This window comes from Candidatus Nitrotoga sp. BS, from assembly GCF_927797785.1.
GTDB lineage: Bacteria > Pseudomonadota > Gammaproteobacteria > Burkholderiales > Gallionellaceae > Nitrotoga.
Map to the genome: position 1 here is coordinate 1 of NZ_CAKMLL010000068.1, position 13,096 is coordinate 13,096.

Consider the following 13,096-nt stretch of genomic DNA (forward strand, 5'->3'; position numbering starts at 1 on the left):
GCTGCAGGCTTCTTGGCAGCGACTGCTGTTTTAGCTGCAGGCTTCTTGGCAGCGATTGCTGTTTTAGCTGCGGGTTTAGCTTTCTTTACTGCTGTTTTAGCTGCGGGTTTAGCTTTCTTTACTGCTGTTGTAGCTGCGGGTTTAGCTTTCTTTACTGCTGCCATTTCAACCTCCTTCGGTAATCAAAGTTCAAAGAAATACAACATTAACAACCACTACCTTCTCTAGTGCATATCAATGCAGAATGACCGAAGCCTATTAATCCCAAGATAGCGCGCCCCCGGTTTGATATTCGGTAACGCGCGTTTCGAAGAAATTTTTCTCTTTCTTGAGATCAATTATTTCCGCCATCCACGGGAACGGGTTACTAGCTCCTGGATATAGCACATCCAGCCCGATTTGCTGACAACGTCGGTTGGCGATAAAGCGCAGGTATTCTTTGAACATTGATGCGTTCATGCCGAGCACACCACGTGGCATAGTGTCCTCAGCATAACGGTATTCCAGCTCCACGCCTTTCTGCATGAGGCTGCAAATTTCCGCGCGGAACTCAAGTGTCCACAGGTGGGGATTTTCCAGCTTGATCTGATTGATTACGTCCACACCGAAATTGAGGTGCATGGATTCGTCACGCATGATGTACTGGTACTGTTCGGCGGCACCGGTCATTTTATTTTGACGTCCAAGCGCTAAAATTTGCACGAAACCGACATAGAAAAAAAGTCCTTCCATGATGCAGGCGAACACAATCAGACTGCGTAATAATTGTCTATCCGTTTCCGGTGTGCCAGTCTTGAAGTCCGGATTGGTCAGAGTGTCGATAAAGGGCAGCAAAAATTCATCTTTTTCACGTATGCTGGAAACCTCATGATACATGTTAAAAATTTCGCCCTCATCCAATCCTAGGCTTTCAACGATGTATTGGTAGGCATGCGTGTGGATTGCCTCCTCGAACGCTTGGCGCAGCAGGTACTGGCGGCATTCAGGGTTGGTGATGTGACGGTAAGTGCCAAGTACGATATTGTTGGCCGCGAGGCTGTCCGCTGTGGTGAAAAACCCAAGATTGCGCTTGACCATGAGGCGCTCATCATCGGTCAGGCCGTTGGGGTTCTTCCATAGCGCGATGTCGGCGGACATGTTGACCTCTTGCGGCATCCAATGGTTGGCACAGGCAGAGATGTACTTCTCCCAAGCCCATTTGTACTTGAATGGCACGAGCTGATTAACGTCTGCATTGCAGTTGATGATGCGTTTATCTTCCACTCGTATCCGTCCAGTCGAACTGGATGCGATAGTATAGTCATTCATTGGCAGCTCTCACATTCTGGATCGTCAATTGCGCACATCTGCACCGCATTCAGTTCACCAGCGCGCGAAGTGGATTTCTCCGTCGAAGTCGCGCCCATGGTGCGTAAATAATAAGTAGTTTTCAGGCCACGCAGCCATGCCAGCTTGTAGGTTTCGTCGAGCTTGCGCCCCGATACGCCAGCCATGTAGATATTGAGTGATTGTGATTGATCAATCCATTTCTGACGCCGTGCCGCCGCTTCTATTACCCATTGGGGCTCAACTTCAAATGCGGTCGCGTACAGGCTACGCAATTCGGCTGGAATGCGATCAATTTTGGCAAGGCTTCCATCGAAATATTTTAGGTCAGCTATCATCACCTCATCCCACAGTCCAAGTCGTTTGAGATCCTTCACCAGATATTCGTTAATAACAGTAAATTCACCGGACAGGTTCGATTTTACAAACAAGTTCTGGTAAGTAGGTTCAATGCAGGCTGATACGCCGATAATATTCGATATAGTCGCAGTGGGCGCTATGGCCACGCAGTTTGAGTTACGCATGCCGTACTGCCTGATGCGCGCACGCAGCTTGTCCCAGTCCATGCTGGTGGACATATCTACCTCTACATGCCCTCCACGTGACTGACGCAGAAGCTCCAGCGTATCCTGCGGCAATATGCCCTGATCCCACAGGCTGCCATTATAGCTTTCGTAGCGGCCTCGTTCTTCGGCCAGCTCTGTGGATGCAGAATAAGCGTAATAGCACACTGCTTCCATGGAGCTGTCGGCAAATTCGACTGCCTTTTTCGAGGCATAGGGAATCCGCAGTTCATGCAGGCAATCCTGAAACCCCATGATACCTAGCCCAACAGGACGGTGCCTGAGGTTGGAGTTGCGTGCCTTTTCAACAGCGTAGTAGTTGATGTCGATTACGTTGTCCAGCATACGCATGGCGGTGGTAATGGTGCGCTTAAGTTTTTCATGATCAAGCTGACCGGATGTATTGAGATGCGCTTTGAGGTTGACTGAGCCAAGGTTGCATACCGCGATTTCGGATTCGGAGGTGTTTAGCGTAATTTCGGTGCATAAATTAGAACTATGCACCGTGCCGATGTGTTGTTGCGGCGAACGTATGTTGCATGGGTCTTTGAAAGTAATCCATGGGTGGCCGGTCTCAAACAACATGGTCAGCATCTTGCGCCACAGGTTGGCAGCCGAAATTTTCTTGAACAGGGTAATCTCGCCATTCGCTGCCTTGGCTTCATAAATCATGTAGGCACGCTCGAATTCTGTGCCGAATTTGTCGTGCAGGTCAGGGCAGATTGACGGCGAAAACAGTGTCCATTGCCCGTCTTCCATAACGCGTTTCATGAACAGGTCGGGTATCCAGTTGGCGGTGTTCATATCATGCGTACGACGGCGATCATCGCCAGTATTCTTGCGCAGCTCAAGAAACTCCTCAATGTCCAGATGCCATGTTTCCAGATACGCGCATACCGCGCCCTTTCTTTTGCCCCCTTGGTTGACTGCCACGGCGGTGTCATTGGCAACTTTCAGGAACGGCACTACGCCTTGCGATTTGCCGTTGGTGCCCTTGATGTGAGCGCCCATGGAACGCACGGGCGTCCAGTCGTTGCCAAGACCACCAGAGTATTTGGCCAGAAGGGCGTTTTCCTTTACCGCTTCAAAAATTCCGGCAAGATCATCCGGCACGGTAGTAAGGTAGCAGGAAGAAAGTTGCGAACGAATCGCCCCGGAGTTGAACAAGGTCGGTGTCGAACTCATAAACTCAAAGCTGGACAGCAGATGATAAAACTCGATAGCGCGTGCATCGCGATCACTCTCCCTGAGCGCCAGCCCCATAGCTACGCGCATAAAAAATGCCTGTGGCAGCTCAATACGGTTTTCGTTTATGTGCAGGAAGTAACGGTCATATAGGGTTTGCAAGCCAAGATAACTGAACTGCAAGTCACGGCTTGCAGTGAGTTCATTAGCCAATCGAGGCAGGTCAAAGTTCGCCATGTCACGGTCAAGTAGCTCTGCCTCGATGCCGCGCTTGATGAACGAGGGAAAATATTCGGCATAACGCGTTGCCATGTTGGCGTCTTCACCGACAACATCACAGCAGATGTTGTTCAGCAACAGACGGGCGGTAACAAAGCTATAGGCTGGATCATGTTCGATCATTGCGCGGGCGGCCAGAATGGCACTCTTGCGTACCTCTTCAACTGGTACGCCATCATAAAGATCACGTAGTGTCAGCTTTAGAATTGGGTCAGCACTTACCGCGTTGCCTAGCCCCTCACAAGCTGCCGTGATACGTGCCGCAAGCACTGCTTCATCTAGTGGGAGAAGCACGCCCTTGTCGTTAACTTGAAGAACATGTGCTGGCGCGATCTTTTCCTTGGCCCGTTCACGTGTGCGTTCCTCGCGGTAAAGCACGTAGGCGCGAGCCACATCGTGTTCCCCGGAGCGCATCAAAGCCAGTTCGACCTGGTCCTGAATATCTTCGATATGCAGCGTCCCGCCATGCGGGTGGCGGCGCAACAGCGCATTAACCACGGTGTCGGTCAATTGGTTAACCAGCTCGCGCACGCGCGCGGATGCCTCGCCGTTTACGGCAATAAACGCCTTGGTCAAAGCAACCGCAATCTTAGTTGCCTCAAAAGCAACTACAGAACCATTGCGGCGTATAACCTTATGTTGGTCAAAAGGGAGGCTGGAAGAAGACGTGCCTTCGACGGAAACAACTTTTACCGATACTAGAGAGGAGGTCATGTAGATCTTATATTGAGTCTTAAATTATGAGTAACTTTTGATTATCGTAACATAATAATTGTTGCTTGAACTACAAGAATTATCACTTTATATTAAATCAGGTCAAAATAAAAAAACCACTATATGTAGTGGTTCAGTATCGTATATGGGAGTAGCTATAGTAAAAACAGTTTTAGTGCACCAGCAAAATAATTCAATTTTTTTCTGCTAAATCAATCTATTTTATACAACGAAAAATTACAACAAGTAAACACAGCACAATATATTTTCTATCGACGCAAATAGACCTACATGTCCAATTTTCTGCTCACTTTCAAGTAATCTTTTGCAAGATAACGCGACCAGTCGAATTCATACCCAGGATCAGTCTTGCGTCCCGGCGCAATGTCTGAATGTCCTACGGTGGCACGAACTGGATAGGCACGTTTGAGCACTCGTGTCAGCCGTATCAATGCAGCATACTGCTGATCGCTGAATGGCAGGAAGTCCGTGCCTTCTAGTTCTACGCCTATGGAAAAGTCATTGCAGGCCGTGCGTCCATGCCACGCTGATGCACCCGCATGCCAAGCACGCTTGCCGCAAGGCACGAATTGGATAATCTCGCCCGTACGTTGTATTAAAAAATGGGCAGAAACTCTCACGCCGTTGAGTTGAGCATAAAATGGGTGCGCATCCGTATCAAGCGTGTTGGTAAATAACTGCGCAACCGCCAGGCCACCGAATTCACCCGGTGGCAAGCTGATATTGTGAATAACCAATAAATCTATGGCAGTACCAGCTGGACGGGAATCACAATTTGGCGAAGCAAGACGGCGCATACCGCTGACCCATCCATTTGTGCCAACTTTCACTGTTTACTCATCCTTGTCAGTGATGTCCAACCGATCCATACGATAGCGCAAGGCGCGAAAAGTCACTCCCAACACCTTGGCCGCAGCTGTGCGATTAAAATTGGTCTGTTGTAACGCTTCCAGAATCGCTGCGCGTTCAACGCTATCCAGATAATCGGTAAGCGGGTATTTGCCAGCCACACTTGGTTTGACGGTGACTCCCTCAATATCAATGGGCGCTAGCTGCAAATCGGCTGGCATGATTATGTCGTCCGAACACAGTGCAAGCGCCCGCTCGATTATGTTTTCCAGCTCGCGCACATTACCTGGAAAATCATATTGTTGAAGTGCCTTTAAAGCTGTCGCCGCAAACTCGACCTTTGCATCACCACTCAAGCGAACTAAAAACTGGCTGGCGACCTCGACGATGTCATCGCGCATTGCGCGCAACGGTGGCATAAGCAGGGTAATAACGTTCAGTCGATAATACAGATCCTGACGGAATTTCCCCTGCTGTACCTGCTCTGCCAACGCAGTATGGGTGGCGCTGATGATACGCACATCCACCGACTCTTCCTGTGTAGCGCCCACCTTACGTACTTTTTTTTCCTGGATTACCCGCAGGAGCTTTACCTGCATGGAGAGAGGCAAATCGGCCACCTCGTCAAGGAATAAAGTGCCGTCATTGGCAGCTTGAAATAAACCCTCACGATCTTTCTCCGCACCAGTGAATGCGCCCTTGCGATAACCGAAAAATTCGCTTTCCATGAGCGCTTCCGGGATTGCACCGCAGTTTACCGCGATGAAAGGTTGGTCTCGCCGAGCGCTTTTTTCAACGATCAGCCGCGCAGCCAATTCTTTTCCGCTCCCGGATTCGCCACTGATATGCACCGGCGCCTGGCTACGCGCAACCCGGTCGATCAGGTCGCGCACCTTCTCCATTGCCGGGGAGTGCCCCAGCAAAATTCGCACGCCTTTCCGCACGGTTGCGGATGGTGGCGGCAGCTTCAACACAGCATTGACCAAGGCGCGCAACTGGGTCAATGCAACTGGCTTGGCCAAGTAGTCAAAAGCACCCGCCTTTAGTGCAAAAATCGCATTTTCCATATTGCCATGCGCGGTAATCACTGCAACGGGCACATGCATGTTGCGGGCTGAAATATGCTGCACCACCTCCAACCCTTCTCCGTCCGGCAGGCGCATATCTGTCAGGCACAGTTGATAGGATTTATTATTTAGTTGTTGCAAGGCTTCTTGCACGTTGCTTGCGCGATCGACCTGCAATCCCATGCGTAGTAACGCCAACTCGATCAGCTCCAATATGTCTGGCTCGTCATCCACCACCAAGACGCGCGCAGTATTGGTCGGCATATCAACGTTCATTTTGCTCTCCAAATACAATGCGGAAACACGCACCGTCCTTTGCCGGCTGCCTATATTCAAGCGTCGCACCATTAGCTTCACACAGTTCGCGTGCGAGATACAGGCCTAAACCTGTGCCGCCCGCAGTCAGGGTGAAGAAAGGCTCGAACAATTTATGAACGGCCTCGGGGGCAACTGGAGGTCCATCGTTAAAAATTTCCAATACCGCCTTGCCCTCACTGGAGTTCCATGCAGACAGTTGCACACTGCCTACCTGTTTGCTGCAATAACGCAGAGCATTGCGGCATAAATTCCACAATACTTGATCTAGATGACCACGATCGAAGCTGATTACGCAGGCCGATGCAACCTCAATTACAAATATCTCCTGCGACACGCCCTGGGTATGACTAAGCCCCTCAATATAGGGAGGTAATTTTTCGGCTAAATTATATTCTTCGCTTTGTACTCTGTCGCGCTGGTTCAATTGCAACACATCTTCCACGATGTGATTCAACCTTGCAGCATTGTCCATAATGATCTGAAATAACCGAGTCTGCGCCGGATCGTGCTTTTCTTCTTGCAGCAATTCAGTTGCGTAACTGATAGCCGACAATGGGTTGCGCACCTCATGGGCAATGTTAGCGGTCAGCCGGCCCAGTGCGGCAAGCTTGATCTGCTGAGCTTGAGCCTGAACACGTTGAATATCCTCAAGAAAAATTATCGCGCCCCTGAATCCCTCGCGCTGTACAGGCAGGAAACGCACACGCACCTGATGGTTGGTGATCGGCAAACGCAACACTTCATGTCCACGCCTCTGGTGCTGCCGCCAAACGGAGAACCGATCCGCCAGCATAGGCTCGCAACTTTCCAGCGTGGCACTGTCAGTATCTGAAAACTTGTACCCTAACAAACGCTCTACGCTAGGATTGTATTGCCTGACCATCCCGCTCTCATTCACCACGAGCACGCCGTCAGGCATGTCTTGAATCACCAGCCTGTTAATTTCCGCCATATTGGCCAGATCTACACCGCGCATAGCGGCCAGATTTTCACTGGCAATGGCATACTTGGCCATGGTATGTGCTAACCAAGCAACGGCGAAATAAGCGGTACTCAACAATCCGGCCTGCATATATTGGGCTACCGCTGCATCTTGGGTAAGCACTGCGTAGGAATGCTGCAATAACACCGCAATACTGGCAAGGGCCGCGAAGAAGAGAGTGATCTTGCCACGGCTAATCAATCCTGTAGCGGTCAACGATACTAGTAGCAACACTCCCAAGCCGCTTTGTACGCCCCCGCTGGCATGCGACAAAATTGTTATACATACAATATCAACTGCTACCTGCAATGCCAATTGCAAGCCAAATCGTGGCTGACGTAACTTGATGCTTAGAAGTGACGCTAAGGTCAGTACGCAGTATGTAATACTGGTGTACAAGAACAACGATGGCGAGTGTGAACCTAATGACAGAGCTTCACTAAACGTGCTCACTAGGAACACAAATAGTCCACTCAAGGTCAGTCGATATAGGTTAAAGAAGTAAATTGAGCGCCACATGGCTTCCGGTGCTGGCGCAGACGCAGAATTAGATCCCGCGCGTAATAAATGCCACGTAGAGAGGGGCAGGTTATCCCACATCAAAATTCATCTGGTAGTTAGGAGTTATTCAGGTTCGTCTATATGTTCGCGGCGATGCGCCTCACTGCAATAGTGCTTATGATCAAGCATTATGCTCTCACCTTTGGGGAGATGCACACCGCAGTGCGCGCAACGCACCATATTTTCTCTTTGCTTGGATGCATCTTCACCAGGGACATCTTCTTTTGGCAACTGCTTGCGGTAATACTTAAGTAACAAGTAGATGGCTATGAAGATAACAACTACAAGAAATAAGCGACTCATCCCACCATACTCCACAGAAACCGCTCGTAAGCAGAAATTAAAAGGTAAACAGTAGTCTCTCGTCTTAGGGAAGCAACCACCATGCTATCAGCCCCTCTATAACTGGTCCTGGTCAGAGCGATGAGGATAAACCCGGCAGGCCTTTAATAGAAGTGAGATCTTAATTTATTTAAATGATAAAACCTGCAAGAAATATTGAGGGCGACATCTCTCAATCGTAGCAGGGTTGATATGTTGGGCGTGCTCATTTGGTAAGTCGATAATATGATTGCCATGCACCTTATCGAGATTCCGCTCGTCGAAAGTTAAGAATTCAGGCCGTGTCAATTTCGATTACCTTCGACATCGTCGGGCTCTGAAGTCTACCCACTCCCATTTCGCATTGTGCCATAGCTTTTCGATTTGAGTCCGTGTTGGGACTGCTGGGTGAAAATATAAGCTCCAATAATTTCTAACTGTCCGAGCTAAGATTGCCTGCCATTATTTCTCGTTTTTTGCCAAGCGCTGCAACGCTGTTTTCAGAGGTGAGTCCTGCAATTTTACGGTGAAATCAACCAGCTGTTGCCGTCCAATGCTACTGAGCGAGTTGGGGCGAGGAGGTCGCGTGGTGATCGGCAAGGCAACTTGCACCCTAAACTGAATTCCAGTAATCTCATACCCCCTATCTTGCAATAGCTGGGTAAGTCCTGGGGCAAGCTGACGCAATTTGGCCGCCACCGTGCCGTTATCAGCAGCGACCAGGAGAGTGTGCTGGTCAATTTGCATCACATGGCTAGCGCGTACCAGGGCAGGTGGCGCGATTTGCTCATAGTGCCGCTGTAATATGAGCAGCTGATCTACCTTGTGCGATAGTTGACGCAACTCTTGGCTGGCGTTGAAATATGAACTTAATCGATTTGACACTAAAATCCGGCTAATTCAAAAATGTAAACGTTGATATTATTCTAGTTTCCGTTGTGTTGTAAAATCTCGTAGTGCCTGCTCGGTAACAATGCACTATCAGAGAGCTGTGCTGTCTTTAGGGCAGGATTGTTCCCATTGCCAGTGCGTTATACTCAACAAGAAACTGCCTCGCTTCCAGCGAATGGGCTTTTCAATGTATAAACATTTTTAATTGGGCACAGCTCTTAATTGATATTAGATATTAGGAGTGCATTCGGATTACCCAGAGCAATATGATAATATGTCAAAGACTGATTATGGCAATGATGTTTGGTTCTCTATGTGTACATCTTTAGTCTGCTGTCGCAATTCATAACAGCAATGCGGGCGGGAGGTAGCCAAGGCCAACAGATATGGGCTTTTTTGCTTGCTTATACTAACATTAGAAGTCAAACATCCAACGATGCCAAACATAGCCACAAGCGTTTTTTGGAACGTCGCGATATTGATAGTCATTGGATTTTGTACCAGGGTGAGGTGTGGCACTTCACCCTTTTTATTTAGTGTAGTTGAAAATGAATTAAAATTTCGGAATTTAAATCCAGCATTAAAATTCTCAGAATTGAAACCTAAAAAATTAAATAATGATTTCTAATTTATTGAAAAGTGTTTTTGGCAGCCGTAACGATCGTCTTCTCAAACAATATCGTCAGACAGTGAAGGCAATTAACACTCTCGAGGCCGAGATGGGAAAGCTTTCAGACGAGGCATTGCGCCTTAAAACTGAAACCTTCAAACAGCGCATTGCCAAAGGCGAAGCTCTGAACACATTGTTACCAGAGGCATTCGCCGTGGTGCGTGAAGCTGGGCAGCGCGTATTACAAATGCGCCACTTCGACGAGCAGCTGATCGGCGGCATGACGTTGCACCATGGCAAGATTGCGGAAATGCGCACTGGCGAGGGCAAAACTTTGATGGCGACTTTGCCCGCATATCTCAATGCGCTTTCAGGTCAAGGCGTGCATGTGGTGACGGTAAACGATTATCTCGCGGCACGTGATGCTGAATGGATGGGGCGGCTATATCGCTTTCTTGGATTGTCGGTTGGAGTAATTCTGTCTCAGATGGATCATGCTGACAAGCTTGCTGCTTACAATGCAGATATCACCTACGGCACCAACAACGAATTCGGCTTCGATTACCTGCGCGACAATATGGCCACCCATGCTGGTGAGCGCTTCCAGCGCAAGCTTAATTATGCCATCGTGGATGAAGTGGATTCCATTCTGATTGATGAGGCGCGTACCCCGCTGATCATTTCTGGCCAGTCTGAAGACAATGTTGACGTCTATGTCCGTATGGACAAGCTGGCGCCGCAGCTTGTCCGTCAGCAAGAAGAAGATAGCCCCGGCGATTATAGTGTTGACGAAAAAAACCGTCAGATCTTATTGACGGAAAGCGGCCATATACATGCTGAGGAATTGCTTAGTCAGGCAGGGCTATTGCCCGCTGGTGGCAGCTTGTATGACCCGGCCAACATCATGCTGATTCATCATCTGTATGCTGCGTTGCGAGCACATGCGCTGTTCCTTCGCGATCAGAACTATGTAGTGCAGAACGGTGAAGTGATCATTGTAGACGAATTCTCTGGTCGCATGATGGCAGGAAGGCGTTGGTCCGACGGCCTGCACCAAGCGGTAGAGGCCAAGGAAGGAGTGGCTATCCAGAAGGAAAATCAAACGCTAGCCTCCATTACCTTCCAGAATTACTTCCGTCTATATGGCAAATTGGCCGGTATGACCGGTACAGCAGATACCGAAGCGTTTGAGTTTCAGCAGATTTACAGCCTTGAAACCGTTATTATTCCGCCGCACCTGCCCACTATTCGCAAGGATATGATGGACAAGGTTTATCTTACGACAGATGAAAAATATAGAGCAGCAATTTTAGATATTCAGGATTGCTACCAACGTAAACAGCCGGTGCTAGTCGGCACAACCTCGATTGAAACATCGGAATTACTGTCGCAATTACTCGATAAAGAAAAGCTGCCGCACCAAGTTTTAAACGCCAAGCAGCACGAGCGCGAAGCAGAGATCATAGCGCAAGCGGGAAGCCCAAAGATGATTACGATTGCCACTAACATGGCTGGGCGCGGCACTGACATTGTGTTGGGCGGTAATGTGGAAAAGCCCATCGAACTGTTACGCATGGACGAGAGCTTGGATAATGTCACTCGTGATCAACGTATCGCCCAATTGCGTGCTGAATGGCAGCCGATACATGACCAGGTTGTGAAGAGCGGTGGTTTGCATATCATCGGCACTGAGCGCCACGAATCGCGTCGTGTAGATAACCAGTTGCGTGGCCGTGCGGGCCGTCAGGGCGACCCCGGCTCCAGCCGTTTTTATTTATCGCTGGAAGACCCGCTGTTGCGTATTTTCGCCTCCGACCGCGTGGCAGCCATCATGAACCGTTTCAAACTACCCGAAGGTGAAGCGATTGAGCATACTTGGGTCACCCGCGCCATTGAGAACGCACAACGCAAGGTCGAAGCGCGTAATTTCGACATGCGCAAGCAGATTCTTGAATACGACGATGTCGCCAATGAACAACGTAAGGTAATTTACCAGCAACGCAATGAGCTGTTGGAGAGTGTGGACATTTCCGAAACTATCGATGCAATGCGTGAAGGGGTAATGCATAACATCATTAGCGGATACATCGTGCCGCAAAGTATGGAAGAGCAGTGGGAAGTCCCTGAGCTGGAGAAGGAATTGGCTGCTGAATTTCAATTATCGCTACCACTTACACAGTGGCTAGAACAAAATAAGCAGCTTGATGAAACTGCTTTGCGTGACCATGTGGTACAGGCTGCACAGCAGCAATATCAAGCCAAGGTGGAGCAAGTTGAGTCAGAAATGATGCACGGATATGAGCGCATCATTATGCTGCAAAGCGTTGATTCCCACTGGCGTGAGCACTTGGCAGCACTGGATCATCTGCGTCAGGGTATCCATCTGCGTGGTTATGCGCAGAAGAACCCCAAGCAAGAGTATAAGCGTGAAGCATTTGAGTTGTTTTCCAGTATGCTGGACTCGATCAAGCGTGACGTCACGCGCACACTGATGAACGTGCGCATCCGCAACGAAGAGGATATTGAAGCAGTAGAAGCACCCCACGCTCCAGAAAATGTGCAGTATCATCATGCTGGTTACGATGAGGCATTGGCTACGGAAGATGGTGATGCAGAGCAAAAACCTTTTGTTCGCACTGACAAAAAAGCCGGGCGCAATGATCCATGCCCCTGTGGTTCTGGCAAAAAATACAAGCAATGCCATGGCAAATTAACTTGATGTAGTTATTATTGGTGGTGGGAGAGCACGATGACGATGGATGACCTGATTTTGCAGACCTTGCGCAACTCCACGTTGACTGAAGAGTTGCGAGATGCCGAGATTGAAACGTTGGCAAGTATTGTTACGGTGCATGAATACAAAGCGGGTGAGTATCTTCTCCAGCCTGGCAATAGCACGCTCAGAAATACACTTATGATCCTTGCTACTGGTGAGGTTGAGGCGACGGCCACTCTCGGCGGTGAGAAAGCTACCTTGCATCTGCTACAGCCCGGTGACTTGGCTGGCATCATCACGTTTGTTGGTGGGAGTGCCGCGCAGATCAGTGCGACCGTGATGGCCAAAACAAACAGCAAAATGCTGTTACTAGAACGCTCCCGACTAGAATCGTTTCTTAGCACTAACCCCGCCATCGTTTACTATGTAATGCGCGGTGTCGTGCGTCATGTGCATGGCATTGTGAGGCGCATGAATATGCAATCCGTAGAAATGAGCAACTATATCTACCAACAAGGTGGTCGCTACTAGCGCAAATCCTAAAGCTTTAACTGTGGAGAGCACCTCCTTACTGGCCTCTAGATGTTTCTATACAATATGCTGTTCAGATCATTATATGAATATCCACACCGCGCCTTCAAATGCATTGCCTGGTAGCTAATGGCATTCGCACATCGTACAAATTTATGAAAC

At 49.1% G+C, this 13,096-nt stretch carries 10 protein-coding genes; 3 read left to right on the plus strand and 7 right to left on the minus strand.

The annotated features are described in order from the left end of the window. A partial coding sequence (locus MJ769_RS08185) for a hypothetical protein (RefSeq protein WP_239236150.1) occupies positions 1 to 228 on the plus strand: 228 nt, incomplete at its 5' end. Positions 229 to 258: 30 nt separating this feature from the next. Here MJ769_RS08185 and MJ769_RS08190 read toward each other — a convergent pair. From MJ769_RS08190 to MJ769_RS08220, 7 genes are all read right to left on the minus strand, one after another. Continuing rightward, entirely contained in the window at positions 259 to 1,308 is a 1,050-nt protein-coding gene (locus MJ769_RS08190; protein ID WP_239236152.1) for a ribonucleotide-diphosphate reductase subunit beta, read from the minus strand. Continuing rightward, positions 1,305 to 4,067 (minus strand): ribonucleoside-diphosphate reductase subunit alpha, encoded by a 2,763-nt coding sequence (locus MJ769_RS08195; protein WP_239236154.1) that lies wholly within the window; start codon positions 4,065 to 4,067, stop codon positions 1,305 to 1,307. Before MJ769_RS08195 ends, MJ769_RS08190 begins: the two co-directional genes overlap by 4 nt. 287 nt (positions 4,068 to 4,354) lie before the next feature. Then, entirely contained in the window at positions 4,355 to 4,918 is a 564-nt protein-coding gene (ampD, locus tag MJ769_RS08200; protein WP_239236156.1) for a 1,6-anhydro-N-acetylmuramyl-L-alanine amidase AmpD, read from the minus strand. A gap of 3 nt (positions 4,919 to 4,921) precedes the next feature. Further along, positions 4,922 to 6,280 carry a sigma-54-dependent transcriptional regulator gene (locus MJ769_RS08205; protein ID WP_239236158.1) on the minus strand — a complete coding sequence of 453 codons (1,359 nt, stop codon included), beginning with the start codon at positions 6,278 to 6,280 and terminating at the stop codon, positions 4,922 to 4,924. Next, entirely contained in the window at positions 6,270 to 7,823 is a 1,554-nt protein-coding gene (locus MJ769_RS08210; RefSeq protein ID WP_239236160.1) for a two-component system sensor histidine kinase NtrB, read from the minus strand. The genes MJ769_RS08205 and MJ769_RS08210 overlap by 11 nt, the downstream gene beginning before the upstream one ends. 105 nt (positions 7,824 to 7,928) lie before the next feature. Then, positions 7,929 to 8,168, minus strand: coding sequence for a PP0621 family protein (locus MJ769_RS08215; RefSeq protein WP_239236162.1), 240 nt, complete (start codon positions 8,166 to 8,168; stop codon positions 7,929 to 7,931). Between the two features lie 480 nt (positions 8,169 to 8,648). Beyond that, the gene (locus MJ769_RS08220; RefSeq protein ID WP_239236163.1) at positions 8,649 to 9,071 is read right to left on the minus strand and encodes a DciA family protein; all 423 of its coding nucleotides are present in this window, start codon (positions 9,069 to 9,071) and stop codon (positions 8,649 to 8,651) included. A gap of 623 nt (positions 9,072 to 9,694) precedes the next feature. On the opposite strand from MJ769_RS08220, the gene secA reads away from it, so the two are divergent. Continuing rightward, the gene (gene secA, locus MJ769_RS08225; RefSeq protein WP_239236165.1) at positions 9,695 to 12,406 is read left to right on the plus strand and encodes a preprotein translocase subunit SecA; all 2,712 of its coding nucleotides are present in this window, start codon (positions 9,695 to 9,697) and stop codon (positions 12,404 to 12,406) included. A gap of 30 nt (positions 12,407 to 12,436) precedes the next feature. Next, the gene (locus MJ769_RS08230; RefSeq protein WP_239236167.1) at positions 12,437 to 12,934 is read left to right on the plus strand and encodes a Crp/Fnr family transcriptional regulator; all 498 of its coding nucleotides are present in this window, start codon (positions 12,437 to 12,439) and stop codon (positions 12,932 to 12,934) included. The last annotated feature ends 162 nt before the right edge of the window (positions 12,935 to 13,096 follow it).

Excerpts from the sequence above, each read along its gene's own strand:
- MJ769_RS08205 (WP_239236158.1), bottom strand. The coding sequence starts at position 6,280 with ATGAACGTTGATATGCCGACCAATACTGCGCGCGTCTTGGTGGTGGAT.
- secA (WP_239236165.1), top strand. The coding sequence starts at position 9,695 with ATGATTTCTAATTTATTGAAAAGTGTTTTTGGCAGCCGTAACGATCGT.
- MJ769_RS08215 (WP_239236162.1), bottom strand. The coding sequence starts at position 8,168 with ATGAGTCGCTTATTTCTTGTAGTTGTTATCTTCATAGCCATCTACTTG.
- MJ769_RS08210 (WP_239236160.1), bottom strand. The coding sequence starts at position 7,823 with ATGTGGCGCTCAATTTACTTCTTTAACCTATATCGACTGACCTTGAGT.
- MJ769_RS08190 (WP_239236152.1), bottom strand. The coding sequence starts at position 1,308 with ATGAATGACTATACTATCGCATCCAGTTCGACTGGACGGATACGAGTG.
- MJ769_RS08230 (WP_239236167.1), top strand. The coding sequence starts at position 12,437 with ATGACGATGGATGACCTGATTTTGCAGACCTTGCGCAACTCCACGTTG.
- MJ769_RS08195 (WP_239236154.1), bottom strand. The coding sequence starts at position 4,067 with ATGACCTCCTCTCTAGTATCGGTAAAAGTTGTTTCCGTCGAAGGCACG.